This window comes from Streptomyces sp. NPDC001927 (genome assembly GCF_053594455.1).
Genome location: NZ_JBSFEN010000002.1, coordinates 156,067 through 182,238, shown reverse-complemented (window position 1 = coordinate 182,238; position 26,172 = coordinate 156,067). Strand labels below are relative to the sequence as shown.

The 26,172-nt window shown below is 72.5% G+C and carries 26 protein-coding genes; 17 read left to right on the top strand and 9 right to left on the bottom strand.

Annotated features, from left to right (window positions below; genetic code table 11):
* Position 1: 1 nt before the first annotated feature.
* From ACWCO8_RS05355 to ACWCO8_RS05345, 3 genes are all read right to left on the bottom strand, one after another.
* A complete protein-coding gene (locus tag ACWCO8_RS05355; RefSeq protein WP_451031023.1) occupies positions 2–781 on the bottom strand; it encodes a VOC family protein in 780 nt (259 codons plus the stop codon).
* Positions 782–906: 125 nt separating this feature from the next.
* Positions 907–1,818 (bottom strand): SDR family oxidoreductase, encoded by a 912-nt coding sequence (locus ACWCO8_RS05350; protein ID WP_451031022.1) that lies wholly within the window; start codon positions 1,816–1,818, stop codon positions 907–909.
* Between the two features lie 46 nt (positions 1,819–1,864).
* Positions 1,865–2,845, bottom strand: a complete 981-nt coding sequence (locus ACWCO8_RS05345; RefSeq protein WP_451031021.1) for an NAD(P)/FAD-dependent oxidoreductase — start codon at positions 2,843–2,845, stop codon at positions 1,865–1,867.
* Positions 2,846–2,920: 75 nt separating this feature from the next.
* Between ACWCO8_RS05345 and ACWCO8_RS05340 the strand changes: the two genes are divergently transcribed.
* From ACWCO8_RS05340 to ACWCO8_RS05285, 12 genes are all read left to right on the top strand, one after another.
* Complete coding sequence (locus ACWCO8_RS05340) at positions 2,921–3,547, top strand: helix-turn-helix domain-containing protein (protein WP_451031020.1); 627 nt, start codon at positions 2,921–2,923, stop codon at positions 3,545–3,547.
* Positions 3,548–3,684: 137 nt separating this feature from the next.
* Positions 3,685–4,650, top strand: a complete 966-nt coding sequence (locus tag ACWCO8_RS05335; protein ID WP_451031019.1) for an NADPH:quinone oxidoreductase family protein — start codon at positions 3,685–3,687, stop codon at positions 4,648–4,650.
* Positions 4,650–5,846, top strand: a complete 1,197-nt coding sequence (locus tag ACWCO8_RS05330; RefSeq protein ID WP_451031018.1) for an acyl-CoA dehydrogenase family protein — start codon at positions 4,650–4,652, stop codon at positions 5,844–5,846. Before ACWCO8_RS05335 ends, ACWCO8_RS05330 begins: the two co-directional genes overlap by 1 nt.
* Positions 5,843–6,919, top strand: coding sequence for an acyl-CoA dehydrogenase family protein (locus ACWCO8_RS05325; RefSeq protein ID WP_451031017.1), 1,077 nt, complete (start codon positions 5,843–5,845; stop codon positions 6,917–6,919). Before ACWCO8_RS05330 ends, ACWCO8_RS05325 begins: the two co-directional genes overlap by 4 nt.
* Positions 6,920–7,040: 121 nt before the next feature.
* Positions 7,041–8,648 carry an ABC transporter substrate-binding protein gene (locus tag ACWCO8_RS05320; protein WP_451031016.1) on the top strand — a complete coding sequence of 536 codons (1,608 nt, stop codon included), beginning with the start codon at positions 7,041–7,043 and terminating at the stop codon, positions 8,646–8,648.
* 23 nt (positions 8,649–8,671) lie between these two features.
* Positions 8,672–9,637 (top strand): ABC transporter permease, encoded by a 966-nt coding sequence (locus tag ACWCO8_RS05315; RefSeq protein WP_362010576.1) that lies wholly within the window; start codon positions 8,672–8,674, stop codon positions 9,635–9,637.
* A complete protein-coding gene (locus ACWCO8_RS05310; protein WP_451031015.1) occupies positions 9,630–10,466 on the top strand; it encodes an ABC transporter permease in 837 nt (278 codons plus the stop codon). The genes ACWCO8_RS05315 and ACWCO8_RS05310 overlap by 8 nt, the downstream gene beginning before the upstream one ends.
* The gene (locus ACWCO8_RS05305; protein ID WP_451031014.1) at positions 10,463–11,488 is read left to right on the top strand and encodes an ABC transporter ATP-binding protein; all 1,026 of its coding nucleotides are present in this window, start codon (positions 10,463–10,465) and stop codon (positions 11,486–11,488) included. Before ACWCO8_RS05310 ends, ACWCO8_RS05305 begins: the two co-directional genes overlap by 4 nt.
* The gene (locus ACWCO8_RS05300; protein WP_451031013.1) at positions 11,481–12,149 is read left to right on the top strand and encodes an ABC transporter ATP-binding protein; all 669 of its coding nucleotides are present in this window, start codon (positions 11,481–11,483) and stop codon (positions 12,147–12,149) included. The genes ACWCO8_RS05305 and ACWCO8_RS05300 overlap by 8 nt, the downstream gene beginning before the upstream one ends.
* Positions 12,150–12,313: 164 nt before the next feature.
* Positions 12,314–13,165: a phosphatidylinositol-specific phospholipase C/glycerophosphodiester phosphodiesterase family protein gene (locus ACWCO8_RS05295; protein ID WP_451031012.1), complete on the top strand. Its 852-nt coding sequence runs from the start codon at positions 12,314–12,316 to the stop codon at positions 13,163–13,165.
* Positions 13,166–13,278: 113 nt separating this feature from the next.
* Positions 13,279–13,473: a hypothetical protein gene (locus ACWCO8_RS05290; RefSeq protein ID WP_352190023.1), complete on the top strand. Its 195-nt coding sequence runs from the start codon at positions 13,279–13,281 to the stop codon at positions 13,471–13,473.
* A gap of 138 nt (positions 13,474–13,611) precedes the next feature.
* Positions 13,612–15,195, top strand: a complete 1,584-nt coding sequence (locus ACWCO8_RS05285; protein ID WP_451031011.1) for a hypothetical protein — start codon at positions 13,612–13,614, stop codon at positions 15,193–15,195.
* A gap of 88 nt (positions 15,196–15,283) precedes the next feature.
* On the opposite strand, the gene ACWCO8_RS05280 is transcribed toward ACWCO8_RS05285, so the two are convergent.
* Together ACWCO8_RS05280 and ACWCO8_RS05275 are read right to left on the bottom strand one after the other, a co-directional pair.
* Positions 15,284–16,084: a VOC family protein gene (locus ACWCO8_RS05280; RefSeq protein WP_451031010.1), complete on the bottom strand. Its 801-nt coding sequence runs from the start codon at positions 16,082–16,084 to the stop codon at positions 15,284–15,286.
* 138 nt (positions 16,085–16,222) lie between these two features.
* Positions 16,223–17,440: a phosphodiester glycosidase family protein gene (locus ACWCO8_RS05275; RefSeq protein WP_451031009.1), complete on the bottom strand. Its 1,218-nt coding sequence runs from the start codon at positions 17,438–17,440 to the stop codon at positions 16,223–16,225.
* Positions 17,441–17,607: 167 nt separating this feature from the next.
* On the opposite strand from ACWCO8_RS05275, the gene ACWCO8_RS05270 reads away from it, so the two are divergent.
* Together ACWCO8_RS05270 and ACWCO8_RS05265 are read left to right on the top strand one after the other, a co-directional pair.
* The gene (locus ACWCO8_RS05270) at positions 17,608–18,687 is read left to right on the top strand and encodes an NAD(P)H-dependent amine dehydrogenase family protein (RefSeq protein ID WP_451031008.1); all 1,080 of its coding nucleotides are present in this window, start codon (positions 17,608–17,610) and stop codon (positions 18,685–18,687) included.
* The gene (locus ACWCO8_RS05265; RefSeq protein ID WP_451031007.1) at positions 18,684–19,169 is read left to right on the top strand and encodes a carboxymuconolactone decarboxylase family protein; all 486 of its coding nucleotides are present in this window, start codon (positions 18,684–18,686) and stop codon (positions 19,167–19,169) included. The genes ACWCO8_RS05270 and ACWCO8_RS05265 overlap by 4 nt, the downstream gene beginning before the upstream one ends.
* Positions 19,170–19,193: 24 nt before the next feature.
* Here the strand turns inward: ACWCO8_RS05265 and ACWCO8_RS05260 are convergent, their stop codons facing one another.
* On the bottom strand, positions 19,194–20,771 hold the full coding sequence (locus ACWCO8_RS05260) for a GMC oxidoreductase (protein WP_451031006.1): 1,578 nt from the start codon (positions 20,769–20,771) through the stop codon (positions 19,194–19,196).
* Positions 20,772–20,931: 160 nt separating this feature from the next.
* Here ACWCO8_RS05260 and ACWCO8_RS05255 point away from each other — a divergent pair, with 160 nt between their 5' ends.
* On the top strand, positions 20,932–21,570 hold the full coding sequence (locus ACWCO8_RS05255; RefSeq protein ID WP_451031005.1) for a DUF6197 family protein: 639 nt from the start codon (positions 20,932–20,934) through the stop codon (positions 21,568–21,570).
* Positions 21,571–21,598: 28 nt separating this feature from the next.
* Here the strand turns inward: ACWCO8_RS05255 and ACWCO8_RS05250 are convergent, their stop codons facing one another.
* On the bottom strand, positions 21,599–22,327 hold the full coding sequence (locus ACWCO8_RS05250) for a VOC family protein (RefSeq protein ID WP_362010603.1): 729 nt from the start codon (positions 22,325–22,327) through the stop codon (positions 21,599–21,601).
* Between the two features lie 201 nt (positions 22,328–22,528).
* Here ACWCO8_RS05250 and ACWCO8_RS05245 point away from each other — a divergent pair, with 201 nt between their 5' ends.
* On the top strand, positions 22,529–23,743 hold the full coding sequence (locus tag ACWCO8_RS05245; protein ID WP_451031004.1) for an FUSC family protein: 1,215 nt from the start codon (positions 22,529–22,531) through the stop codon (positions 23,741–23,743).
* A 48-nt stretch (positions 23,744–23,791) separates the two neighbouring features.
* Here the strand turns inward: ACWCO8_RS05245 and ACWCO8_RS05240 are convergent, their stop codons facing one another.
* Positions 23,792–23,983, bottom strand: a complete 192-nt coding sequence (locus ACWCO8_RS05240; protein ID WP_315890115.1) for a hypothetical protein — start codon at positions 23,981–23,983, stop codon at positions 23,792–23,794.
* Between the two features lie 169 nt (positions 23,984–24,152).
* Here ACWCO8_RS05240 and ACWCO8_RS05235 point away from each other — a divergent pair, with 169 nt between their 5' ends.
* Positions 24,153–24,431 carry a hypothetical protein gene (locus ACWCO8_RS05235; RefSeq protein WP_362010609.1) on the top strand — a complete coding sequence of 93 codons (279 nt, stop codon included), beginning with the start codon at positions 24,153–24,155 and terminating at the stop codon, positions 24,429–24,431.
* A gap of 77 nt (positions 24,432–24,508) precedes the next feature.
* Here the strand turns inward: ACWCO8_RS05235 and ACWCO8_RS05230 are convergent, their stop codons facing one another.
* Positions 24,509–26,152, bottom strand: a complete 1,644-nt coding sequence (locus tag ACWCO8_RS05230; RefSeq protein WP_451031003.1) for an alpha/beta hydrolase — start codon at positions 26,150–26,152, stop codon at positions 24,509–24,511.
* Positions 26,153–26,172 lie beyond the last annotated feature (20 nt).

The window sequence follows — 26,172 nt, the reverse complement described above, 5'->3', positions numbered from 1 at the left end:
CCTACTGCTGCGGGGCGGGCTTCAGGACCGCGAACGGGGCGCCGAACGGGTCGGCCAGCCAGGCGATGCGCCCCACGTCGGGGATGTCCGCCGCCGGCATGAGGACCGAGCCGCCGTTCCCCTGCGCCCGGGCCACGATGTCGTCCGCGTCGGCGACCGCGAAGTACGGGATCCAGCGGGCGTGGTCCCCGCCCTGCTGGAGCTCGGCGACACCGCCGAAGGAGGTGTCCTGCAGATCCCCCTCGGCCGTGGAGAGCACCCGGTACGTCATGCCCGGCGCGTCCATCTCCTGCGAGCGCCAGCCGAACAGCTTCCCGTAGAAGTCGATCGCGGCCAGTGGCTCGGGCACGTGCAGCTCCGCCCAGCACAGCGTGTTGTTCTCGGAGGTCCGCTGCAGCCCCTTCGTCGTCCCCGGCTGCCACAGCGCGAAGTCCGCGCCCGCCGGGTCCGACAGCTGCGCCATCCGCCCGGCGTCCATGACGTCCATGGGTTCGGCGCGCACCGTCCCGCCCGCGCTCTCCGCGGCCTTCGCCGTGGCGTCGGCGTCGGGCGTCTGGAAGTACAGCGTCCACGCGCTGCTCGCCCCCTCCTCGGTCAGCGGACCGAGAGCGGCGACCGTCTGCCCGTCCTGCTGGAAGAACCCGTAGCCGCCCGCGTCCGGACCGGCCGAGGCGAACTCCCAGCCGAAGACGGCGGTGTAGAACGCGGCCGCGCCCACCGTGTCGGGGCTGCCGAGGTCGACCCAGTTGGGCGAACCCTTCGTGAAGTCCGTACCGAGCATGTGGTGTGCCTGCCTTTCGGTGTCTCAGGAGGTCCGTCCGGCCACCCTCGCCGATCCTCGCCCCGTTCCACCGCCCTCGCAGCCGCAGTCGCGCGGGTTCATCCGCGTGGACCAACCCACCCGCGTCACTCCCCGAACGGCCCCCGCCCCAGCTGCTCGCGGACCGGCACCACGGGATCGTTGACCAGGACCCGCCGCTGCCAGTTCGCGCCGTCCACCACCAGCGTGTGCCCGGAGACGAACCGGGCGTACGGAGACGCCAGGAACGTCGCCGCCCAGCCCAGCTCGCGCGGGTACCCGACGCGGAGCGCCGGCTGCCGGGCGTCCTGGAGCGGCGCCCGCGCCAGCGCGCCCCGGATGTCGGCCGTCATGTCCTCGTGCGGCATCAGCCCCGGAACAAGACCGTTCACCTGGATCCCGTACGGTCCCCACTCCACCGCCAGCGTCTCCACCAGGTTCTTCACCCCGGCCTTCGCGGCCGCCGAGTGGGCGAAACCGGGGCCGCCGGTCCAGGCGTAGGAGGCGCCCACGTTGACGACGGAGGCGGGCGTCCGCGCGGCGAGATGGCGGCGGGCGAACTCCCGGGTCATGAACCAGGTCCCGGTCAGCGTGATGTCGACGACCGCCCGCCAGCCGTTCGGCGACAACTCCTCCGCCGGTACGGGGAAGTTGGCCGCCGCGTTGTTGATCAGGACGTCCGGCCGGGCCCCGAGGGCGCTCTCGCAGGCGTCGAAGGCGCCGGCGACCGAACCGGGTTCGCGGATGTCGCAGACCGCCGCCGCCACCCGCGTCCCGGCGATCTCCGTCAGCTCCCGCCGCGCGGCCTCCAGGCGGGCGGCCGTCCGGCCCACGATCATCAGCTCCGCCCCGAGCCGCGCGAACTCGGCCCCGATCGCCTTCCCGAGCCCCGTACCGCCACCCGTCACCAGGACCACCCGCCCCTCGTACGTCCCCGGCGGCAGCGCGCTCGCGCCGAGCGGGGGAGGGGCGGGCAGTCCGGGTGCGTCCGTCGCTTCGTTCGTCGTTTCGTTCGCCATGCCGCATCGATAGCGTGGCGGGGGCAAGAACTGAAGACCCGTCAGTTCATCCCGGACGTCCGGCGGCCCCGACCTTGCGGTCCAGGTCCTCCATGATCAGCTCCATGTTGATCGCCACGCCCGCGCGGTAGCCGCCGCTCGCCGCGTTGATCACCTGCTCCTGCGCGCCGATCGCGTTGCCCGCCGCCCACACACCCGGCACGCTCGTCCGGCCCGTCTCGTCCACGGCCACGAACGCGCCGAGCGGCGTCTCGCGGGTCTCGGCGCCGAGGGCCGTCAGCAGACCGTCCCGGGGCGTCATGCGCGTACCGACGAAGAGCACGTCACGCTCCACGACCCGGCCGTCGGCCATTCGTACGCCGACGAACCGGTCGTCCTCGACGGCGAGACCGGCCACCTCACCCTCCACCACCTGGATGCCCGCCGCCGCGACCTGGGCGCTCTGCTCGTCGGAGAGCGGGCCCGCCGTGTGGAGGAAGAGGGTCACGTCGGGGGACCAGTGGGAGACGATCAGCGCCTGGTGGGCGCCGACGACGGGGTGCGCGAGCACGCCGAAGGCCCGGTCGCGGACCTCCCAGCCGTGGCAGTACGGGCAGTGCAGCACCTCCCGCCCCCACCGCTCGGCCACCCCGTCGATCGCGGGGAGCTCGTCGACGAGCCCGGTCGTGACGACGAGCCGGCGCGCCCGGACCCGGCGGCCGTCGTCCACGGTCACCGTGAAGCCCTCGGTCCCCCCGTCCCGTACCGCCTCCGTCACCCGGCCGGCCGTCCACTCCACGCCGTACGCGGCGATCTCGTGCCGCCCCTTCTCCAGGAACTCCGCCGGGCTCATGCCGTCCCGGGAGAGGTAGCCCTGCATGTGGGCGGCCGGGGCGTTGCGCGGCTCGCCCGCGTCGACGACCAGGGTCCGGCGCCGCGACCGGCCGAGGATCAGGGCCGCGCTCAGGCCCGCCGCGCCGCCGCCGACCACCACGACGTCGTACCGCTCGGGTGCGTGTGTGTCCGTGTGCTCGCTGGATTCGCTCATACGGGAAGCGTGCCCCCGGGCGGTGGTCTCGACAAACATTCTTGCCGTTTCGGCAACCCGAGGCATGATGGAGGCATGACGGAACAAGCGACCGAACCAGGGACCGAAGCGGCGGCCGACACCGGAGACGACCGCATCGACGCCGTGCTCAACGAGGTCGGCCCGCGGCTGCGCCGGATCCGGCGCGAGCGCGGCGCGACCCTGGGGGACCTCTCCGCCTCCACGGGCATCTCCGTGAGCACGCTCTCCCGGCTCGAGTCCGGTCGGCGCAGGCCCAGCCTGGAGCTGCTGCTCCCCATCGCCCGCGCCCACCAGGTGCCGCTGGACGAGCTCGTCGGCGCGCCGCCGGTGGGCGACCCGCGGGTCCGGGCCAAGCCGATCGTGCGCCACGGCCGCACGATGTATCCGCTCACCCGCCAGCCGGGCGGCCTCCAGGCGTACAAGGTGCTCCAGGAGAAGCCGTACGAGAACCCGGACCCGCGGGTGCATGAGGGGTACGAATGGCTCTACGTGCTCTCCGGGAAGCTCCGGCTCGTGCTCGGTGAGCACGACGTGGTCCTGGGGGCGGGGGAGGCGGCCGAGTTCGACACGCGCGTGCCGCACTGGTTCGGGCCCACGCCGGACGGTCCCGTGGAGTTCCTGAGCCTCTTCGGGCCGCAGGGCGAGCGGATGCACGTAAGGGCTCGGCCGAAGCAGTCCTGAGGGCCGGCCGGGCCGCCCCGGCCCGCTGCCGGGAGCCGCGGCCAAGAAGTCCGCCGCGTATGGTTCCACCAGGCACAAGCGACCGCTTAGTATGCGACCGACCGCGCAGTACGGACGACGGCTGGTGGAGGACCGCGATGCAGGCATGGCGAGTGCACGAGAACGGCGAGCCGGGCGAGGTGATGCAGCGCGACGAGGTGGAGACGCCCACACCGGGCGCCGGGCAGCTCCTCCTCAAGGTGCGCGCGGCCAACGTCAACTTCCCCGACGCGCTGCTCTGCCGGGGCCAGTACCAGGTGCGGCCCCCGCTGCCGTTCACCCCGGGGGTGGAGATCTGCGGCGAGACCGAGGACGGGCGGCGGGTCATCGCCACCCCCGCCCTCCCGTACGGCGGCTTCGCCGACTACGCGGTGGCCGACGCGGCGGCCGTGCTGCCCGCCCCCGAAGCCCTTGACGACGCGGAGGCGGCCGCGCTCCACATCGGCTACCAGACCGGCTGGTTCGGGCTGCACCGCCGTGCCGCGCTGAAGGAGGGCGAGACGCTGCTCGTCCACGCCGCCGCGGGTGGCGTCGGCAGCGCCGCCGTCCAGCTCGGCAAGGCGGCCGGCGCCACCGTCATCGGCGTCGTCGGCGGGTCGGACAAGGCCGAGGTCGCCCGGGCGCTCGGCTGCGACGTCGTCGTAGACCGGCGCTCGGAGGACGTCATCGCCGCCGTCAAGGAGGCCACCGGCGGCCGGGGCGCCGACGTGATCTACGACCCCGTCGGCGGCGAGGCGTACGCCCAGTCGGCGAAGGTCGTCGCCTTCGAGGGCCGGATCGTCGTGGTCGGCTTCGCGAGCGGGGCGATCCCCTCGCCCGCCCTCAACCACGCCCTCGTCAAGAACTACTCGATCGTCGGCCTTCATTGGGGTCTGTACAACCTCAAGGACCCGGCGGCGATCCTGCGGTGCCACGAGACGCTCACCGAGTACGCCGCCAAGGGCCTGATCAAGCCCCTGGTCAGCGAGCGCGTCCCGTTCGAGGCTGCCGCCGACGCCGTGCAGCGCGTCAGCGAGGGCGTCACCACCGGCAGGCTCGTCGTCCTCCCGGAAGGGGCCGCGTGATGGCCGCCGCGATCGACGCCGACGAACTGCGCTCCCGTACCCGCCGGTTGCTCGCCGAGCACCCGCCCGCCACCACGGACCGTACCGACTTCCTCCGCGCCCGCTTCGACGCCGGGCTCGCCTGGGTCCACTACCCCGAGGGCCTCGGCGGACTCGACGCCCCGCGCTCCCTGCAGGCCGTCGTGGACGCCGAACTCGCATCCGCCGACGCCCCCGACAACGACCCGCGCCGGATCGGTATCGGTCTCGGCATGGCCGCGCCGACCCTCCTCGCGTACGGCTCCGACGAGGTCAAGGAGCGCTTCCTCAGGCCGCTCTGGGTCGGCGAGGAGGTGTGGTGCCAGCTCTTCAGCGAGCCCGGGGCCGGCTCCGACCTCGCCGCGCTCGGCACCCGCGCCGTTCGCGACGAGGCGACCGGCGAGTGGGTCGTCAACGGCCAGAAGGTGTGGACGTCAAGCGCCCACGTCGCCCGGTGGGCCATCCTCATCGCCCGCACCGACCCCGATCTGCCGAAGCACAAGGGCATCACGTACTTCATCTGCGACATGTCCGACCCCGGTGTCGAGGTGCGGCCGCTGCGCCAGATCACCGGCGAGGCCGAGTTCAACGAGGTGTTCCTCACCGACGTCCGCATCCCCGACGCCCACCGGCTCGGTGAGATCGGCGACGGCTGGCGGGTCGCCCAGACCACGCTCATGAACGAGCGGGTCTCGATCGGCGGCGCCCGCATCCCGCGCGAGGGCGGCATGATCGGGCCGGTCTCCACGACCTGGCGCGAGCGTCCCGAGCTGCGCACCCACGACCTCCACCGGCGGCTCCTCGACCTCTGGGTGGACTCCGAGGTCGCCCGCCTCACCGGCGAGCGGCTGCGCCAGCAGCTCGTCGCCGGGCAGCCGGGCCCCGAGGGCAGCGCCATGAAGCTGGGCTTCGCCCGCCTCAACCAGGCCATCAGCGGACTGGAGGTCGAACTCCTCGGAGAAGAAGGGCTGTTGTACGGGGACTGGACCATGCGCCGCCCCGAGCTCGTCGACTTCACCGGCCGCGACGCCGGGTACCGCTATCTGCGCTCCAAGGGCAACTCGATCGAGGGCGGCACGACCGAGGTCCTGCTCAACATCGTCGCCGAACGCGTCCTCGGCCTGCCCTCCGAGCCCCGCAACGACAAGGACGTCGCCTGGAAGGACCTCGCGCGATGACTGACCTCCTCTACTCCGACACCGAGGACGACCTGCGGTCCGCGGTCCGCTCCCTGCTCACCGACCGGGCCGACCCGAGCGTGCTCCTGGGCCGGATCGAGACCGGCGACCCGTACGTCCCCGGGCTCTGGAAGTCCCTCGCGGGCGAGATCGGCGCGGCCGGGCTCCTCGTCCCCGAGGAACTGGGCGGCCAGGGCGCGAGCCACCGCGAGGCGGCCGTGGTCCTGGAGGAGCTCGGGCGCGCGGTGACCCCGGCTCCGTACCTGACGAGCGCGGTCGTCGCGACCGAGACCCTGCTCGCCCTGGACACCGGGAGCGCCCCGGTCGCCGAGCTGCTCGCCGGTCTCGCCGCGGGCCGCACGGTCGCGGTGCTCGCGCTGCCGCTGTCCACGGCCCCGGGCGCCCGGCCCTCCCCGGCGGACACCGCGACCGGCGTCGCCGACGCGTCCGCCGCCGACGTCCTCCTCGTCCGGCGGGAGGACGGCCTGTACGCGGTCCCGGCCGACGAGGCCACGCTCGTACCGCAGACCCCGCTCGACCTGACCCGCCCCCTGGCGACGGTGACCACGGCCGTCGGCACGGGCACCCGCCTCGCCGACGCGGCGACATCGCAGGCGGCGGTCGAACGCGGTCTCCTCGCCGGAGCCGGACTCCTCGCCTCCGAGCAGCTCGGGCTCGCCGAGTGGTGCCTGGAGGAGACCGTCCGACACACCCGCACCCGCTACCAGTTCAACCGGCCGGTCGGCTCCTTCCAGGCGCTCAAGCACCGCATGGCCCAGCTCTGGCTGGAGATCGTGAACGCCCGCGCTGCGGCCCGCGCCGCCGCCGACGCCCTCGCGACCAACAGCCCGGAGGCCCCCCTGACCGTCGCCGTCGCCCAGGCGTACTGCGCGAAGGTCGCCGTCCACGCGGCCGAGGAGTGTGTCCAACTCCACGGCGGCATCGGCATGACCTGGGAACACCCCGCCCACCTCGCCCTGAAGCGGGCCAAGTCCGACCAGATCGCCCTGGGTTCGACAGGACACCACCAGAACACGATCGCCACCCTGGTCGACCTTCCGGCCCCCGCCTGACCGCAGGACAGGGGCCCGGGAGGCCGAAGTAAGGGTCCCGCTGTGCCCGCACCCCTTTACATACTGTTTAATTGCATGTTGTTCGCAACAACAGTTGATCTTCAAGAGGGGTGTGGGCACGATGACCGCCCGATCCATACGCGGCACCGCCGCCGTCGCGCTGGCCGGGGCACTGGCCCTCACCGCGGCCGCCTGTTCGAACCCGGGCGGCGGCGCCGCGGGCTCCGGCGGGGCGAAGGACTCCGCGGTCGTCGGCATCGCCTACGAGCCCGAGACGCTGAGCCCGCTCCTCGGCTACGGCAAGGACGGCAACTCCAAGATCTTCGACGGGCTCCTCGCCTTCGACGCGGACATGAAGCTGAAGCCGGCCCTCGCCGTCAAGCTGCCCCACATCAGCGACGGCGGCCTCACCTACACGTACACCCTCCGCGAGGAGGTCGCCTTCAGCGACGGCGCCCGGTTCACCGCGAAGGACGTCGTCTTCACGTACAGGACGATTCTCGACCCGAAGACCAACAACCCGTCCAAGACCGAGCTCGACGCCCTCAAGAGCGTCGAGGCGGTCGGTGACGACACCGTCGTCTTCCGGCTCAAGTACCCCTACGCCCCCTTCGCCGAGCGCACCGTCCTCGGCATCGCGCCCGAGCACGTCGCGGGCAAGCAGGACGTCAACACCGGGGCCTTCACCACGAAGCCGATCGGCACCGGGCCGTACGTCCTCAGCGACTGGTCCAAGGGCGAGAAGCTCAGCTTCAAGGCCAACCCCACCTACTGGGACGGCTCGCCGAAGGTGAAGAAGTTCACCATGGCCATCATCAAGGACGACGACGTCCGCGCCACCCGACTTCGCTCCGGTGACCTCGACGGCGCCATCCTGCCGCCGAACCTGGCCGCCGGGTTCAAGGGCGACAAGGCGAAGAAGACGTACGCCGCGAAGACGTACGACTACCGGACCGTCACGCTCCCCACGCACAACAAGGTCAGCGGCGACGTCGCCGTCCGCCGCGCGCTCGACGTCGCCGTCGACCGGCAGGCCATGGTCGACAAGATCCTCGAAGGCGCGGGCAAGCCCGCCTACGGGCCCGTCCCCACCGGCAGCGAGTGGTTCGCCAAGGGCACCGAGCGCCGCCACGACCTCGACGCCGCCAAGGAGATCCTCGACGAGGCCGGCTGGAAGCCCGGCGCCGACGGGGTCCGGGTGAAGGACGGCGTACGGGCCGAGTTCCCGCTCTGGTACCTCTCCGGCGACAAGCTCCGCCAGGACCACGCCCTCGCCTACGCCTCCGACGCCAAGAAGGCCGGCATCGACATCAAGACCCAGGGCGGCACCTGGGAGGTCATCGAGCCCCGGATGAAGACCGACGCGGTCCTCGCCGGCGGCGGTTCGCCCGGCGACCCCGACTTCGACCAGTACCTGCTGCTGACGTCCAGCCTCGGCGGCGACGGCTTCAACAACATGGCCTGGTACGACAACAAGACCGTCGACAAGGCCCTCGTCGACGGCCGCCGGACCAACGACCCGGTCAAGCGGCACGCCGCCTACGACACCGTGCAGCGCGAACTGGTGAAGCACCCCGGCTACACCTTCCTCACCCACATCGACCACCTCTACGTGGTGAACGACAACTGGGACGGCCTGTCCACCCAGACCGAGCCGCACGACCACGGCCTCGCGTCCGGCCCCTGGTGGAACGTCGAGAGCTGGAAGCCCAAGGACGCCCAGAAGTGAGCCGGCGCCTCCCCTGGGGGGCCATGGCGAGGATGACGGGACGGCGGGCCCTGTTCGCCGTCCCCGTCCTCCTCGGCGTCACCTTCGCGGTCTTCGCCGTCGCCGAAGCCTCCCCCTTCGACCCCGTCAAGGCCTACGCGGGCACCGCCGGGCTCACCTCCTCGCAGGAGAACCTGGACCAGCTCCGCGCCAACCTCGGCGTCGACCAGCCCCTCACCACCCGCTGGTGGGAGTGGCTGACCTCCGCGCTCCAGGGCGACCTCGGCGACTCCAGCGTCATGCGCCAGCCCGTCGCCGACGTCATCGCCGAGCGGATCGGCTGGTCGGCGCTGCTCGCCACCACCGCCTTCCTCGTCGCCATCGCGCTCGGCACCGGCCTCGGTGTCCTCGCCGGGCGCCGCAGGGGCGGACTGCTCGACCGGGCCGTCAGCTCCGCCGCGTACACCCTGGAAGCCGCCCCCGCCTTCTGGCTCGGGCTGCTCGCCATCTGGTTCTTCGCGCTCAAGCTCGGCGCCCTGCCTGCCGGCGGACTCACCGACACCGCCAGCGACACCGTCACCTTCGACCAGGTCGCCACCCACCTCGTGCTGCCCGCCCTCGTCCTCGGCGTCTCCCAGCTGCCCTGGTTCTTCCTGTACGTCCGCCAGGGCGTCGGCGACGCCCTCGAAGAGGACCCCGTGCGCGGGGCACGCGCGCGTGGCCTGCGCGACCGGACCGTCCTCCTCGGCCACGCCCTGCGCTCCGGAATGCTCCCGATGCTCACCCTCGTCGGCTCCCGCGTCCCCGAACTCATCACCGGGGCGCTGCTCGTGGAGACCGTCTTCAGCTGGCCCGGCATCGCCGCCGCCACCGTCCAGGCCGCCACCTCCGTGGACTTCCCGCTGCTCGCCGCGCTCACCGTGCTCGCGACGGCCGCCGTCCTCCTCGGCAACCTTCTCTCCGACCTGCTGTACGGGCTCGCCGACCCGAGGGTGGGATTCGATGGCTGAACAGCGCACCCGGCGCCTGCGCCTGTGGTCCTCCGCCGGGATCACCGGCACCGTCCTTCTCGCCGTCCTCCTCGTGCCGCCGATCGTCCAGCTCGACGAGCAGGCCGTCGACCTCTCCCTGAAGCTGCTGCCGCCGTCCTGGGAACACCCCTTCGGCACCGACGACGTAGGCCGCGACCTGCTCCTGCGCTGCGTCTACGGGCTGCGGATCTCGCTCCTCGTCGGCGTGGTCGCCGCCCTCGTCGCGACCGTCATCGGCACCGCCGTCGGCGCGGCCGCCGCCTCCCTGGGCGGCTGGACCGACCGGGTCGTGATGCGGATCGTCGACGCCTTCTCCTCCGTACCGCACCTGCTGCTCGGCATCTTCATCGTCGCCATGTTCCGGCCGGGCGTCTGGCCGGTCATCGTCTCCGTCGCCCTGACCCACTGGCTGTCGACCGCCCGGATCGTCCGCTCCGAGGTCCTCTCGCTGCGCTCCCGTCCGTTCGTGGACGCGGCGATCTCCGGCGGCGCCTCGCGGTGGCGGGTGACCGTGCGCCATCTGCTGCCCGCCGTCCTGCCGCAGGCCGGACTCGCCGCCGTCCTGATGGTGCCGCACGCCATGTGGCACGAGTCCGCGCTCTCCTTCCTCGGCCTGGGCCTGCCCAGCCACCAGGCCAGCCTCGGCAACCTGGTCCAGTCCGCGCGCTCCTCGCTGCTCGCCGGCGACTGGTGGCCGACGCTCTTTCCCGGACTGCTCCTCATCGTGCCGACCCTGGCCATCGCCGGGCTCGCCGGCGCGTGGCGGGACCGGCTCAACCCGCGCCGCCGATCGGAGCTGATGCTGTGACCGCCCCGGACTCGCGTGTCGTACGTGCCCTGGAGGCGGTCACCGCCGAGCGCGCCGACGGCGCCGTGCTCAGCGTGCGCGGCCTCTCCGTCCGCTTCCGGATGCGCGGCGGCCGCCACGTCGCCGCCGTCAGCGACGCCGACTTCGACCTCGCGGCGGGGGAGTGCCTCGCCCTCGTCGGCGAGAGCGGCTGCGGCAAGTCCGTTCTCGCCTCCGCGCTCCTCGGCCTCCTGCCGGGCAACGCCGAGACCTCCGGAACGGCCCTGCTCGACGGCGTCGACCTGCTCGCCGCCGACGAGAAGACCCTGGCCCGTACGGTACGAGGACGGCGCGTCGGTCTCGTGCCGCAGAGCCCGGCCGCCCACCTCACGCCCGTACGGACCGTGCGCGCCCAGCTGGAGGAGACCGTCCGCGAGCTGACGGGCACCGCATGGCGGGAGCGCCGCGCGGCGGCCGAGAAGGCGGCGGAACGGGCCGCGTTCCCGGCCGGGCACCTCGACCGGTACCCGCACGAACTCTCCGGCGGCCTCGCCCAGCGCGCCGCCACCGCGCTCGCCCTGATCGGCGACGCCCCGCTCCTCCTCGCCGACGAGCCGACCACCGGGCTCGACCGCGACCTGGTCGACCGGACCGTCGACGAACTGCGCCGCCACGCCGACGAGGGCCGGGCGCTGCTGCTCATCACCCACGACCTGGCGGCCGCGGAGCGGATCGCCGACCGGGTCGCGGTGATGTACGCGGGCCGGATCGTCGAGTCGACCCCCGCGCACCGCTTCTTCGGCGAGCCGGGCCCGAGCCACCCGTACGCCCGTGGCCTCCTGAACGCCCTGCCCGACCGCGCGTTCACCCCCATCCCCGGCATGCCGCCCGAGCTGACCGCCCTCCCGCCCGGCTGCGCGTTCGCCCCGCGCTGCCCCCGAGCGACGGAGGCGTGCGACACGCCACCGGCCCTCCTGGCGGGCGTCGCCTGCCACCACCCGGAGGCACGGCCGACCGACGCACCCGGAGCGCCCCGTGCTTGAACTCGACTCCATCACCGCCGGATACGAACGCCGCAACCCGGTCGTCAGGGGCGCCTCGCTCACGGTCGCGCCCGGCGAGTCCGTCGGCCTCCTCGGCCCCAGCGGCTGCGGCAAGTCCACACTCGCCCGGGTCGCCGCGCTGCTGCACCGCCCGGAGGCGGGGCGCGTCACGATCGACGGGGAGTCCGTACGGGGCTGGCGCCACCGGGCACCCCGGCCGCTGCGGACGGCCGTCGGCGTGGTGTTCCAGCAGCCCCGGATGTCCGCCGACCCGCGGCTGCCGCTGTACGACCTCATCGCCGAACCGCTGCGCGCCACCGGCCGCCGCGCGGAGGTCGAGCCGCGCCTCGCCGAACTCGCCCCGACGGTGGGCCTCACGGCCGACCTGCTGGCCCGCCGCCCCCACGAGGTCAGCGACGGCCAGCTCCAACGCGCCTGCCTGGCCCGGGCGTTGGTGCTGCGCCCGCGCTGGCTCATCTGCGACGAGATGACGGCGATGCTCGACGCGTCCACGACGGCGGCGCTGGTCGCGGCGGTGGAGGCCTACCGTACGGAGTCCGGCGCGGGCCTTCTCGCCGTCGCCCACGACCGCGTCCTGCTGACCCGCTGGTGCGACCGCACGGTCGAGTGGGCGGACTGCGTGGCCGCCGACAAGTCCTGACAGCGCAACGCGTCGTAGGAAGCCGCCCGTTCAGGGGGATGCGAACCATCGGCGGACGGCCGGCGTCCGGTCGGCCAACTCCTCTGGAGGGCGGGCAAGTTGGTGTCTGACTCCGGTCATACTCGGTCGGGTCCGCGTCGACCCGTACCCCCAGGAGTCTCCCCATGGCGCCCCTGTCCCGGCGTTCCACCGTCGCCGCCCTCGCAGCCGGAGCCGCCGGAGTCGCCGGCCTCGTGCTGCCCGGCACCGCCGTCGCCGCCCATCGCGTCAGGCCCCTGCCGCAGGCGCACGCGCACAACGACTATCTGCACGCGCGGCCCCTGCACGACGCCCTCGCCCATGGGTTCACCAGCGTCGAGGCCGATGTCTTCCTGGTCGACGGGGAGTTGCTCGTCGCGCACGAGCCCGCCGAGCTCGACCCGAGCCGTACGCTCCGTTCGCTCTACCTCGACCCGCTGTTCGCCCGCGTGCGCGCCAACCACGGGGCCGTGTACCCGGGTTACCGCCACCCCGTGCAGCTCCTCATCGACATCAAGGCCGACGGCGTCGCCGCGTACCAGGAACTCCACCGCCAACTCCGCTCGTACCGGCGGATGCTGTCCACCTACGCCGCCGGTCACGTCCGGCTCGGCGCCGTGACCCCCGTCATCTCGGGCGACCGCGCCGCCCGTGCCCCGATGGAGGCGCAGGACTTCCGCCACGCCTTCTACGACGGCCGGCTCGACGACCTCGCCGCCCCGGCCCCCGCGCCCGCCTCCTTCATCCCGCTCATCAGCTCCAACTGGACCCAGTCCTTCGGCTGGACCGGCGTCGGCCCCTTCCCCGCCGAGGAGCGCGCCCGGCTCCGCTCGATCGTCCGCACCGCCCACGCGCGCGGACAGCGGGTCCGCTTCTGGGCCACTCCCGACGCCCCCGGACCCGCGCGCGACGCCCTCTGGGGCGAACTGCGGGCCGCCCGGGTGGACCACATCAACACCGACGACCTCGCCGGGCTCCGCGCCTTCCTGAACCGCTGACACGGAATCCCACCCGTTCGGCGGACATGCCGTACGGCCGGACGGCGCTCCCGCTGCGCCACACTGGCCGCCGAACGCCGCGATTCCGGCGCGGCGCAAGGAGGGTGTGGGCGATGGCCGTGTCCGTTTCTGTCGTACTTCTGCTGCTCGTCCTGGCGGTGATCTTCCTCCGCAACGGTGGCCTCAAGTTCTCCCACGCGCTGGTCTGCGCCCTGCTCGGCTTCTTCCTCGCCGGCACGAGCATGGCGCCGACCATCCAGAACGGGGTCGCCGCCACCGCCAACGTCGTCAGCAGCCTCAAGCCGTAACGTTTCGCGACTCCTCGGTCGGTTCGTTGCGCGATCATGAAGTGGGTATGAAACCAGCGGCAGTTCCATGTACATCTCACGCACTCGGGCCTAACGTCGGCCGCCGGCGCGACCGACGTACGCATCCGAGGAGCCGCATTGACCACCCCCACCGGACGAGCCCGCGCGCTCGCCCTGATCGCCGTGGCGAGCGCCATCGCCCTCGCGTTCGCCACGCCCGCCGCCCTCGCCGACGACATACCGAAGGCCCCCGGCCACCGGCTCGTCGACCAGTACCAGGGCGCCCCCGCGCCCGCCCGGCCCGTGCCGGGCGACGCGCCCGACCAGCATCCGTACCTCGCGCCGAACGGGCGCAGCGGTATGCACGCCGACGGCGCCGGCAGCGGTACGCACCCGTTCTCCGGCCCGCTCGGGCGTGACCCGCGGGTCTCCAGCGAGAAGATCGCCGCCGTCGGCGGAGAGTGCGCCACGGCCACCTTCGACGCGGGCGGCCGTCTCGTCACCGTCTGCGGTACGTTCTCCGGCTTCCTGCTCAAGCTGCTCGACCCGCGCACCCTGGACACCCTCGCCGAGTACAAGCTGCCGCAGCGCTCCTCGACCGTCGAGGCGATCACCCGGCTCGACTTCGAGAAGATCTTCAAGGACACCTCGGGCGGCGCCTACTTCTACCTCGACAACCAGGACCGGGTCGTCCTCGCCGACTCCCGGCAGCACGTGCTGCGGATCGCACACCGTCAGAAGACCGACGGGGCTTGGGAGTTCGTCGTCGAGAACGACTGGGACCTCACCCCGCTCGTCCCGCACGACTGCGTCACCTGGACCAACCTCTTCCCGAGCGGCGTCTGCGACCCCATCACCTCCGTCATGCCGGACTACGACGGCCGCGTCTGGTGGGTCACCCGGCTCGGACGGGTCGGCACCGTCGACCCCGCCACGGGCACGCTCCGCTCGATCCGTCTGGACGGCGAGGAGATCCAGAACTCCTTCTCGGTCGCCAGGGACGGCGTCTCCATCGTCTCCGACCACGCGCTCTACAGCTTCCGCGCCGACCCCGACGGCACCCCGCGCGTCCAGTGGCGGCAGACCTACGACCGGGGGACCGGCACCAAACCCGGTTCGGTGAACCAGGGTTCGGGCACCACGCCCGACCTCTTCGGCACCGGTGACCAGTACGTCGCGATCACCGACAACGCCGACGACCGGATGAACGTCCTCGTCTACCGGCGCGGCGCCGACGTCCCCGACGCCGAACGGCTGGTCTGCAAGGTGCCGGTCTTCCGTTCCGGCGCCTCCACCACCGACAACTCCCTGATCAGCTGGGGGAACAGCCTCGTCGTCGAGAACAACTACGGCTACGAGAACCCCACCACGCTCACCTTCGGCCGCAGCGTGGTCGGCGGCGCCACCCGGATCGACGTCCGGGCCGACGGCAGCGGCTGCGACACAGTGTGGGAGAGCGACGTCCGCTCGCCCTCCACCGTCCCCAAGCTCTCCACCGCCAACGGACTGCTGTACTTCTACGAGAAGCAGCCGAACCCCCTCGGCGTGGACGCCTGGTACCTGACGGCCGTCGACTTCCGCACCGGCAAGCGCGCCTGGAGCCGGCTCACCGGCACCGGTCCGGCCTACGACAACAACTGGGCCCCGATCACCATCGGGCCCGACGGCACGGCGTACGTCGGCGTCTTCAACGGGATCGTCGCCGTCCGCGACGGCGGCTGACGACGACCACGGCTGACGGCGACTGACGGCGCCACGGCATGAAGGTGCCCGGGGTCTCCACGGCCCCGGGCACCGTCGCGCGTACCGCTCAGACCATGTCGGGCATGTCACCCACGGTGGTCTTCGTGTCGATCACCGCGAACGCCGCGCCCTGCGGGTCCAGGATCGCCGCGTACCGCCCGAAGGGGCTGTCCATCGGCCCGAAGACCTTCTGTCCGCCGAGCTTCACGGCCCGGTCGGCCGCCTGGTCGCAGTTGTCGACGACGAAGTAGACCTGGATGTACGACGGGACCTCGGCCGGGAAGTCCTCCTCCGTCATCTTCATCCGCCCCAGGACCGGCATCTCGGAACCCAGGTCGAAGACCTTGTAGTCCATGGTGTCGTCGGCCATCTTCTGCGCGTTGTAGCCGAAGACGGAGGTGAGGAAGTCGTCGGACTTCGCGGGTTCCCGGGTGAAGACCTCCGCCCACACGTAGGAGCCGGTCTCGCCCTCGAGCTCGAACCCCTCGTGCGTGCCGGGCTGCCAGACGCCGAACACGACCCCGGCCGGGTCCTGGGCCAGGCACATGGAGCCGAAGTCGCCGACGGCCATCGGCTCCATCAGGATGGTGCCGCCGCTGCTCCTGATCTTCTCGGCCGTGGCGGCGGCGTCGGGCGAGGAGAAGTACAGACACCAGGCCGACTGCGGCTCGCCGTCCTGGCCCGGCATGGGCGGGACGACGGCCGCGACCGCTTTGCCGTCGCGGTACGCCTGGGTGTAGTTGCCGAATTCCGAGGAGGCTTCACCGAAGGTCCAGCCCAGCACCTCGCCGTAGAAGGTCTTGGCTCCTTCGACGTCGGTGAACGCCGCGTCGGTCCAGACCGGTGTGCCTTCAGGTCGTGCGGCCATGACGGGACTCTCTCTTCCGATCGATGGTGGTTCGAAGACGTTTCGATGGGGTGGTGAGTCCCACGCTATCGACGGCTCGCGCACCCCGCTCGGTGACGGAGCGTGTCCGGGCGGGGTCGGCGAAGAGGCGGCGGCGGGTCAGCGGCGGGCGAAGATCCCGACGCCGTTCGGCACCGGGCGTTCGGCGCCTCCGGCGGGGTGGTTGCGCACGGTGACCGACGGGGCGTCCCGATCCCGGGTGACGAGCGTCGAGGAGCCTCCGCCGTCGAGGCTGAAGCCGTCGACCGCACCCACCTGGTCCAGTACCGTCGCCACTTCGGCGATCGTCAGGCCGGTCCGGAACTCGGGGCCGCCGTCCAGCGCCATCAGCAGCAGACGCCGTCCACCGTCCGCGAGGCCGGCCGCCGTGCGGACGGCGGACGTCCTGCCGTCGAGGCCCGGCAGCGGCTCGCCCGCCCGCAGCACCGGATAGCCGCCCACCGCGAAGACGTACGGGACGCGGGAACCCTCCGCGACAAGACGGTGGCGGATGCCGACCCGGTCGCCCACCTCCAGTGTCCGCAGGCTGCGGGCGCCCGCCTCGCGGCCCACGAGGACCTCGGAGCCCTCCGCGATCGGTCCCCGCCCGGGCGTGTCGGCCACCGCGACGACCCGTCCGTCGCGCACCGTCACCTCGTACGTCTCCGTGGAGCAGGGGGCGGCCCGGTCGGTGTCCGTGCCGCAGGTGGCGCGGACGCGCGAGACGGCGCCCCAGTCGGCGGTGAACGCCCCGACGGTCCCGACCGGCAGCGCGTACGCGTTGAGCCCGCCGAGCGGGAACAGGACGTCGGGCGTCGACACCGTGCCGTCCAGGGTGAGCCGGCCGAGCCGGGCCCGGCCGTCCACGCCCACGCCCAGGACCTCGCGGGTGTCGGTGCCCGGCGGCAGCGCGGGCCCGAACCGCTGGCCGGTGGGCACCGCCGACTTCAGCCCCCGCCGGGCGGCGATCGCGGGGCCGACGGGGGCGCCGGTCGCCTCGACACCCGGGTGCTGGGTCTCGGTGATGTTGAAGAAGTCCCCGTTGACCCCGGCGACCGCCCCGCGCGCGTCGGCGAGCTCCGACAGCGGGGCGCGGGCCGCGACCGCGCCGGGCGTGAGGAGATCGACGCCGACCCCGGGCGCGCGCAGATCCACCGAGACCAGATGGACCCGGGCCGGACCGCCGACACCGGTCACGTCGAAGGTGCGGTACGCGACGCCCCGGGCGACCTCCGTCCAGACGGCGTCGGCCGTACCGGGCGTGGCGGCCGCGAGCAGCGCGCACCAGGCCAGCAGGACGGTGGCCAGCGCTCGGTCGCGTGAAACCGGAACTCGCACAGTCTGCCCCTGACGTACCGTCACTGTGTCGGAATCACAAGGGAGTTGACCAGGCGTAGATGACAGCGAGGGGGTCAGGAGTCGAGTGTCGGGGAACGGATGGGGAAACGGACCGAACTCGTTCCCGACTCTAGGAACTGACGGTCCGTCAGGTTACTCTTCCCCGCATGATTCCGACCGTTGTCTGGGGTACCGGAAATGTCGGCCGCGCGGCCATCAGGGCCGTCGACGCCCACCCGGGGCTCGCCCTCGCCGCCGTCCTCGTCCACGACCCCGCCAAGGTCGGCCGTGACGCGGGCTCCCTCGCCGGACTCGACCGCCCCCTCGGGGTCGCGGCGACCGACGACATCGACGCCGTGCTCGCCGCCCGCCCCCGCGCGGTGGTGTACGCCGCCTCCGGGGACATCCGCCCCGACGAGGCCCTCGCCGACGTGGTCCGGGCCGTCCGGGGCGGCGCCGTCGTCGTCACGCCCGCGCTCTACCCGCTCTACGACCAGCGCGGCGCCCCGCCCGAGTTCCGCGACCCGGTCCTCGCCGCCGTCGCCGAGGGCGGCGGCTCGCTCTTCGTCTCGGGCGTCGACCCGGGCTGGGGCAACGACGTGCTGCCCCTGCTGATCAGCGGCCTCGGCTCCACCGTCGACGTCGTCCGCTGCCAGGAGATCTTCGACTACTCGACGTACGAGCAGGAGGACTCGGTCCGCCATCTCATCGGCATGGGGCACCCCATGGAGTACGAGCCGCTGATGCTCGCCGAGTCCATACCGACCATGGTGTGGGGCGGCCAGATCCGGCTGATGGCCCGGGCCCTCGGCGTCGAACTCGACGAGATCCGCGAGACCATGGCGCGGCGCGCGCTCGACACCACCGTGACCACCCGCACCATGGGCGTCTTCGAGGCCGGCACCCAGGGCGCCGTACGGTTCGAGGTCCAGGGCATCGTCGCCGGCGAACCCCGGATCGTCATCGAGCACGTCACCCGGATCCACCCCTCCTGCGCCCCCGACTGGCCCACCCCGCCCGACGGGGTCGGCGCCCACCGGGTGGTCATCGAGGGCCGCCCGCGCATCGAGGTCACGGTCGAGGCCACCGACGAGGACGCGAACCGCTCCGCAGGCGGGAACGCCACGGCCGTCGGCCGGCTCGTCAACGCCGTCGACTGGCTCGTGGACGCGAAGCCCGGCCTCTACGACGCGCTCGACGTCCCGCTGCGCCCCGCAGTGGGCAGACTGGGAAGGAAGCGACCATGAGGATCGACGTCCCCGAGGGCAAGCACCCGATCGAGTACGTGTGGGGTGAGATCGTCCCCGAGATCGGGACGGCCGCCGCGAACTTCTCCCTCTCCGTCTACGCCCATACGACCCTGGGCCTGCGCGAGTTCGAGGCCGCCCGGCTGCGCGTCGCGCAGATCAACGGCTGTCTGTTCTGCCTCGACTGGCGGACCGACCGCGACGGCGAGAAGGTCGAGGAGTCGTTCGCGGACGCCGTCACCCAGTGGCGTACCACCGATGCCTTCGACGACCGGACGCGGCTGGCCGCGGAGTACGCCGAGCGGTACGCCCTGGATCACCACGGTCTCGACGAGGACGAGGACTTCTGGACTCGTATGACCGCGCACTACAGCCAGCCCGAGATCGTGGAGCTGACGATGAGCATCGGTTCCTGGTTGTCGTTCGGACGCCTCAACCGGGTCCTCGGACTCGACGCGGCGTGCGTGCTGCCGACGTCCTGAGCCGAGGCCGAGGCGGTCCGCGGCTCAGAGGTCGGTGGCGATGATCTTCTCGATGTTGCGTTCGGCGAGCGCGGTGATCGTGACGAACGGGTTGACGCTGGTGTTGCCCGGGATCAGCGCGCCGTCGATCACATAGAGCCCCGGATGCCCGTGCAGGCGGCCGTAGTTGTCGGTGGCCCGGCCGAGCACCGCGCCGCCGAGCGGGTGGTACGTGAGGTGGTCGCCCCAGATCTTGTAGGCGCCGAACAGGTCGGTGCGGTAGATCGTCCCCTCCTTCGCGTTGATCTTGTCGAAGATGGTCTTGGCGGCGTTGATCGACGGCTGCTTCCAGGCCGTCTGCCAGTTCAGCTCGACCCGGCCCGTCGCGGGGTTCCAGGCGAACTCGGCGCGGTTCGGGTTCTTCGTGATGGAGAGATAGAACGAGGCGTACGTCTCGATGCCGGTCGGCAGCGGCGCCACCTCGGCGAACGCGCCGCCCGCCGCCCAGTTGTCGATGCCGGCGGTGGGCATGGACGACTGGAGCTTGCCGGTCGCGTCCCACATGTGGTTGGCCCGGCCGCACATGACGTTGCCGTTGTCGCCCCAGCCCTTGCCGATCTCGCCGTTGAGGCCCGGCAGCGCGCCGGTGGCCCGCAGCTTGGTCAGCAGCTTGCTGGTGCCCACGCTGCCGCACGCGAAGAAGACGCGGTCCGCGACGACGGTCTCGGTGGACGTGGCGTTGCCGGCCGTGTCGAGCCGCTCGATGTCGACGGTGTAGCCGCCGCCGGACGCGGGCGTCACGGACGTGACCCGGTGCAGCGGTGAGATGGTGACCCGCCCGGTCGCCCGGGCCTGCGCCAGATAGGTCTTCTGGAGCGACTTCTTGCCGTGGTTGTTGCCGTACAGGACCTCGCCGGCGAGCGCCGACTTGGGGACGGCGCCGGCCGCCTCCTGCTTCATGTACTCCCAGTCGTAGACGTTGGGCACGAAGACGAAGGGGAAGCCGGAGCGCTCGGCGTGCTTACGGCCGACCCGGGCGTACTGGTAGCAGGCCGTGCTCTCCCACCAGTTCGGGTCGACGTGGTTGACGCCGAGCCCGGCGTTGGCGCGCGGGTAGTAGACGTCGTACATCTCGCCGGCGTCGACGGTCGGGAGGATCGCGCCGAAGTTCTCCCGGCGCGGGGTGACCGCCATGCCGCCGTTGACCAGGGAGCCGCCGCCGACGCCCCGGCCCTGGTAGACCGTGATCCCGGCGAACTCCTCGGCGTCGAGGATCCCGGTGTGGCGGGGGACGTCCTTGTCGAGCGGAAATCCCAGGAACTGGCTGAGTGGCTGCTTCGTGCGGGTGCGCAGCCAGAAGGACCGGTGGTCCGGGGTGGTCGTGTTGGCGAAGATCTTTCCGTCGGGGCCGGGGGTGTCCCAGGCCATGCCCATCTCGACCATGCGCACGTCGACCCCCGCCTGGGCCAGCCGCAGCGCGGCGACGGAGCCGCCGTAGCCGGTGCCGATGACCAGGACGGGGATGCGGGACGAGGTGGCCGAGGCGTAGGCGTGGGCGGGGAGTGCCAGAGTGCCGAGAATAGAACCTGTTCCCGTGATGAATCCACGGCGTGTAACAGCCATGAGGAGCCCTCACTGTCGGTGGAATGGGAACGAGTTCTACTGCCGCCTGCCTGGGAAGTCACGGCATACCTATGGGTAACTTTTGGCTGGATCGCTCAAGAATGTTCCGGACAAAGCCGACATAACGATGAGTCGAAGATCCGCCGATCCCGGAGCGCACATGCCCCTCGCGACCCTTGCCCCCGACGATCTGGACCGTGTCGCGGTCGAGCTCCACGACACCGCCGCGTGGCAGGAAATCGTCCGTCACTGGGACGCCCCGCCGGCGCCCGCGGGTGGCTCGAAGGCACCGGAGGCTGCGCCGATCGAGTCGGAGCCGGTTGCGGGGGACTGGCGTCGGTTGCTCTCCGTGCCCGTCGATCAGCTCGTCGCCGCCGCGCTACGGGACATCCCGCCGGCCCCGCCCGCCGAGCGGCCCCTCCCCGGCAGGCTCGGCGCGATCCTGCCCGACCGGCTGCACGCCTGGCGCCGCCTCGGGCAGCCCGACGTACGCCCCTCCACCCACCTGGCCCACGCCCGCCGGGTCCTGGTGGAGTGGGGCTGGCAGAACCAGCCGTACCGGCTCCGTGACGCCCGGGGCGCACGCTGCCTCTGCGGCGCGCTGCTCACCGCACACCGCCTCGGTCACGGCAGCGCCGACACCATGAACCGCTCCGCCGCCTGGATCGTCACCGAACTCCGCGCCCAGGGCTGGACCGACCTCATCGGCCCCTGGAACCGCGCCCCGGGACGTACCGCCGACCAGGCACTCGCCCTCGTCGACGCGACGATCAGGCGCGCCGCCCTCGCGGGGGAGTGAACCCGGGGGCCGGGGGGCGGGGCCGGCGTCACTCCACGCTGTCGGCCACCGTGAAGAGCGCGCCGTCGGGGTCGCGGAGCGCCACGGACCTGCCGTTGCCCGACGGCCGGGCCGGCGAGGCCGTCGTTCCGCCGAGACGGATCGCCGCCTCGACGGCCTCGTCGATGTCGGGGACCCGGAAGTGCACGTGCCAGCGGGGTCTGACCTGCGGGTCGGGGGCGTCCTCCACCGCGCCCCCGTAGAGCCGCGCGACCGTGATGTCGGCGTGGCTCAGGACGACGTGGTCGTCCTCGTAGCTCACCTGACAGCAGCCGGGCAGCTCACCGGCCCAGTCGAGCACCTCCGCGTAGAAGATCGCCGCGTCGAACGCGTTCCTGGTCCGCAGCTCCAGCCAGGCAGGGGCGCCGCCCTTGCCGACGCTCCAGTCGGGGATGATCTCGCCCTCCCAGATGCCGAAGACGGCCCCTTCGCGGTCCGAGGCGAGCGCCGCTCGTCCCGTCCCGAACCGCAGCGGCCCCACGGCCACCGTCGCGCTGCGCTCCCGGATCCGGGCCGCCGTCACGTCGGCGTCGTCGACGGCGAAGTACGGCGTCCAGGCGACGGCCACCGCGAGGCGCGGCGCCAGGGCGCCGATCCCGGCGACCGGGGCGCCGTCATGCAGCGCGACGGAGAACTCCTCACCCAGTCGGGTGGGCCGGAACTCCCAGCCGAAGACACCCCCGTAGAAGGCTTCGGCGGCGCCGAGGTCGCGGGCCATGAGACTGACCCAACAAGGGGCGCCGGACACCGCATGGCTCGAGGTCGACACAACCTATCCATCCGTCGTGGACGCGTGATCGCTCTCATCCCACCGTAACCCCGGCGAGATCGCCATTCCGGCACGCCCGTCCCCGCGCCCGACCGATGTACGCTCCGCGCACGGCATGCGAAGAGTCGCCCCTTGCGAAAGCCTGACAGGGTGAGGGACGTGCGCGCGGCGCTACGACGAGCCGGGACCGAGCTGTGGGCGCGCCGCCGGGAGCCCGTGGTCGTCCAGACCATCCGGTCGACCGCCGCGGCCACCATCGCCTATGTCGTCGCCCTCCAGCTGAGCAGCGAGGCCGCCCCGCTGACCGCGCCGCTCACCGCGCTGCTCGTCGTGCAGGTCACCCTGTACTCCACGCTCACCACCGGCATCCGACGGGTCAACGCGGTGGTCGTCGGCGTCATCATCGCGATCGCCTTCAGCGCCCTGGTCGGCCTGACCTGGTGGAGCCTCGGGCTGATCATCCTCGCGTCGCTGGTCGTGGGCCGTTTCGTGCGCGTCGACGAGTTCGTCCCCGAGGTCGCGATCAGCGCGATGCTCGTCCTCGGCGTCACCCAGGTCACCAACACCGCCTGGGACCGGGTCCTCGAAACCCTCATCGGCGCCGTCGTCGGCCTGCTGTTCAACACCGTCCTCGTCCCGCCGGTCTGGGTCGACACGGCGGGGGAGTCCATCGAGGACCTGGCGCGGCGCATGCGCCGGCTCCTGCTCGGCATCGGCGAGGACCTCACCACCCCCACACCCGTCGCCCGTGCCGCCGCCCGGCTGCACGAAGCCCGCCGCCTCGACAACGACGTGGCCGACGTCGACGCGGCGCTGCGCCAGGCCGAGGACAGCCTCCGGTTCAACCCCCGGGTCAAGGAGAAGGAAGGCGCCCTGTACCGCATCGTGCTCCGCACCGGCCTCGACACCCTGGAGATCTGCGCCGTCGTCCTGCGCGTCCTCGCCAGGACGCTCACCGACCTCGCCAGGGAACGCGAGGACGACGAACTCTTCCCGAGGGACGTCGCGGTCGCCCTCGAAGACCTCCTGGCCCGGATCGCCGACACCCTCGTGAGCTTCGCCGTCCTCGTCTCGACCCACGTCAGCGCGGACGCCGACGCGGCCGAGGAACGGCTCGCCGGTGAACTCCGCGCCGCCCGCGCGGTCCGCGACCACGCGGCGGAGCTGCTGCTCCGGGTCGTCCAGCGCGACCCGCGCCAATGGCAGCTGTACGGAGCGCTGCTCGCCGAGATCGACCGGATCCTCGACGAACTGGACCTCGACCAGCGAGGACGCCGCCTCATGGAAGAACTCGACCGCCACTCGCGCGAACGCGCCGAGCGGCGGCCGAGGCTGTCGGCGTTCTACGACCGACTGGGGGTGTGAGGGGGCGTGAGGGGTCGTGGGGGATCGGGCACAGGGAAATTCCGGCAGTCACCGCCGGTCGTTCATCAGCTCCTGAAAAGAACTCATACAGGGGGTGCAGTGACGGTCGGTCCTCTCACGCTCCTCGAGCGGCTCCTCGTGGAGCGACTGCCCGCAGAGGGCGGTCGCCTTGCCGATGGCGGCCACGTGCCAGACGAAGACCCCGTCCCGGGGTGCTATGCCGACGTGCATTTCGTACATGGTCGTCTCCATGCTCGGCGGACGGTTGCCCCTCCAGTGCACCCGACCGACCGTGGGTTGCACGCCCGGAGGGCGGCTGTTCGGGTGACGCGGCACGTGAGGCCGCCCGAGTGCCTGATGGCTACCCTGGAGCGAGGGGCGTGACGGCGACCCGGTCGGAGGCGACCCCATGAGACGACGCCACCATTTCCACATCGACCACGCGGGGCACTCGGTCAGCGTCACGGTCCAGACCGGCCACAAGGCCGTGGTGGAGGTCCTGGTCGACGGCAAGGAGACCGGCTACGCCACGACGAGTGGGGACCGCCCGGTGACCGTGCACATCGAACTGCCGACCGATCCGCCGACTCCGGCGTCGGTCCGGGCCACCGCCGGGCCCGGCATCCCCCGCTGTGTCCTGGAAGTGCCGGGCGCCGACGCTCAGGTCATGTCCCCGCGGCTCTTCTGACCGCGCAACCCTCAGCTCGACGGGCAGCTCAACCGAGAGCTCTACAGGCAGCTCAACCGACAGCTCAACCGACAGGTCTACCGGCAGGTCGTGCCGGGTCGGACCGGCTTCAGGTCGACGAGATACGCGTCGACGGCGTCGCCCACGCAGGAACCGCCGCGACCGTACGCGGTGTGGCCCACGCCCTCGTACGTCAGGAGCATGCCGCCGGGGAACTGCGCCGCCAGGCTCTTCGACTCCTCGTACGGGGTCGCCGGGTCGCCCGTGGTGCCCACCACGAGGACCGGCGGCACGCCCTCCGCGCGGACGCGGTGCGGCAGCTGTGTCCCGGCCGGCAGATCCTTGCACGTCAAGGAGTCGAGCACGCTGGTGGTGCCGTACCGGCCCGCGGCCTTCTCCGCCGGGGCGAGGGCGTCCCAGTACGGCTGGGCCGCCCGGGGATGCGGGGTGTCGGCGCAGTTCACGGCGAGGAGGGCGGCCTCCTCGTTGTCGGCGGGCACGGCGGGCGCAGCAGGCCCGCCTTCGGGGGCCGCCTCACCTTCGGAGTCCTCCGCCCCGCCTTCGGGATCGGCCTCTCCTTCCGCCAGCGCCGCCAACTTCGTACCGTCGCCGCCGTCGGCCGCGGCCAGCGCCTCCGAAAGGCCCTTCCACTGCTCCTCGGGCGTGTACATCGCCATCGACAGCACGTCGATCAGCATCCGCTCGTCGACGCCGGCCTCGGCTCCGTCCACGGGGAGCGGGGAGCGCGCGGTCCGCGTGAACAGTCCGTCGATCACCGCGCGTATCTCGTCCGGGGTGGCCCCCGGGCAGCTGTCGGCGCCGACGATCTCGGCGCAGTGCGTGGCGTAGTCGTCGACGGCCCGGCGGAACCCGACGGCCTGGCCCTGCGCCCGGGCGCGCCAGTCGAGCGCGGGGTCGATCGCCCCGTCGAGGACCAACGCCCGTACGCGGCGCGGGAATTGTTCGGCGTACGAGGTGCCCAGGCTCGTCCCGTACGACCAGCCGAGGTAGGTGAGCCGGGGCTCGCCGAGGGCCGCCCGGAGCACGTCCAGGTCACGGGCCGCGTCGCGGGTCCCGACGTGCCGCAGGAGGGAGCCGCTCCGCTCGACGCACGCGGCCGCCGCCGCTCGGGCTCCGTCGAGGACGTCCGCCCGGTCGGCTTCGGTACGGGGGCTCAGCGGGTGCCCGGCGCTCGGGGCGTCCGAGCCCTCCGGCGCCTGCTCGGTCTCCTCCTTGCCGTCCTCGCAGGTCAGGGCCGGGGTACTGGCTCCCACGCCGCGCGGGTCGAAGGAGACGATGTCGAAGCGCTCGCGCACCGGGGCGCCGAAGGAGTCGGCGCCGCCGTCCTTGAGGTGGTCGACCCCGGAGCCGCCGGGACCGCCGGGGTTGAACACGAGGGAGCCGATGCGCCGCTTCGGATCGGCGGTCGTCGCCTTCGCGACCGGCAGCACGAAGGTCCGCCCGTTCGTCGGGTCGTCGTAGTCCATGGGGACGGTGAGCCGCGCGCACCGGAAGTCGCCGCAGGCGGTCCACTTCAGATGCTGCGTGTAGAAGCGCCTCAACTCCGGTCGTGTGGCCGGGTCGACGGCGGCGGTGGGGCTGCCGTCGTTCGGCGCCGCCGGTGTCTTCGGCCCCGCCGCCGTGCAGGCGGAGAGCGTGGTGGCGCCGAGGACGGCGAGGGTCAGGGCGAGGGCGGTACGAGGACGGGCTGCGCGCTTCACGGGAGTGCTCCTGGGAGACC

Bases quoted from the DNA above. Each gene is read 5' to 3' on its own strand.
- ACWCO8_RS05355 (WP_451031023.1), bottom strand. From the start codon at position 781: ATGCTCGGTACGGACTTCACGAAGGGTTCGCCCAACTGGGTCGACCTC.
- ACWCO8_RS05350 (WP_451031022.1), bottom strand. From the start codon at position 1,818: ATGGCGAACGAAACGACGAACGAAGCGACGGACGCACCCGGACTGCCC.
- ACWCO8_RS05345 (WP_451031021.1), bottom strand. From the start codon at position 2,845: ATGAGCGAATCCAGCGAGCACACGGACACACACGCACCCGAGCGGTAC.
- ACWCO8_RS05340 (WP_451031020.1), top strand. From the start codon at position 2,921: ATGACGGAACAAGCGACCGAACCAGGGACCGAAGCGGCGGCCGACACC.
- ACWCO8_RS05335 (WP_451031019.1), top strand. From the start codon at position 3,685: ATGCAGGCATGGCGAGTGCACGAGAACGGCGAGCCGGGCGAGGTGATG.
- ACWCO8_RS05330 (WP_451031018.1), top strand. From the start codon at position 4,650: ATGGCCGCCGCGATCGACGCCGACGAACTGCGCTCCCGTACCCGCCGG.
- ACWCO8_RS05325 (WP_451031017.1), top strand. From the start codon at position 5,843: ATGACTGACCTCCTCTACTCCGACACCGAGGACGACCTGCGGTCCGCG.
- ACWCO8_RS05320 (WP_451031016.1), top strand. From the start codon at position 7,041: ATGACCGCCCGATCCATACGCGGCACCGCCGCCGTCGCGCTGGCCGGG.
- ACWCO8_RS05315 (WP_362010576.1), top strand. From the start codon at position 8,672: ATGGCGAGGATGACGGGACGGCGGGCCCTGTTCGCCGTCCCCGTCCTC.
- ACWCO8_RS05310 (WP_451031015.1), top strand. From the start codon at position 9,630: ATGGCTGAACAGCGCACCCGGCGCCTGCGCCTGTGGTCCTCCGCCGGG.
- ACWCO8_RS05295 (WP_451031012.1), top strand. From the start codon at position 12,314: ATGGCGCCCCTGTCCCGGCGTTCCACCGTCGCCGCCCTCGCAGCCGGA.
- ACWCO8_RS05290 (WP_352190023.1), top strand. From the start codon at position 13,279: ATGGCCGTGTCCGTTTCTGTCGTACTTCTGCTGCTCGTCCTGGCGGTG.
- ACWCO8_RS05280 (WP_451031010.1), bottom strand. From the start codon at position 16,084: ATGGCCGCACGACCTGAAGGCACACCGGTCTGGACCGACGCGGCGTTC.
- ACWCO8_RS05270 (WP_451031008.1), top strand. From the start codon at position 17,608: ATGATTCCGACCGTTGTCTGGGGTACCGGAAATGTCGGCCGCGCGGCC.
- ACWCO8_RS05265 (WP_451031007.1), top strand. From the start codon at position 18,684: ATGAGGATCGACGTCCCCGAGGGCAAGCACCCGATCGAGTACGTGTGG.
- ACWCO8_RS05260 (WP_451031006.1), bottom strand. From the start codon at position 20,771: ATGGCTGTTACACGCCGTGGATTCATCACGGGAACAGGTTCTATTCTC.
- ACWCO8_RS05255 (WP_451031005.1), top strand. From the start codon at position 20,932: ATGCCCCTCGCGACCCTTGCCCCCGACGATCTGGACCGTGTCGCGGTC.
- ACWCO8_RS05250 (WP_362010603.1), bottom strand. From the start codon at position 22,327: ATGGCCCGCGACCTCGGCGCCGCCGAAGCCTTCTACGGGGGTGTCTTC.
- ACWCO8_RS05240 (WP_315890115.1), bottom strand. From the start codon at position 23,983: ATGTACGAAATGCACGTCGGCATAGCACCCCGGGACGGGGTCTTCGTC.
- ACWCO8_RS05235 (WP_362010609.1), top strand. From the start codon at position 24,153: ATGAGACGACGCCACCATTTCCACATCGACCACGCGGGGCACTCGGTC.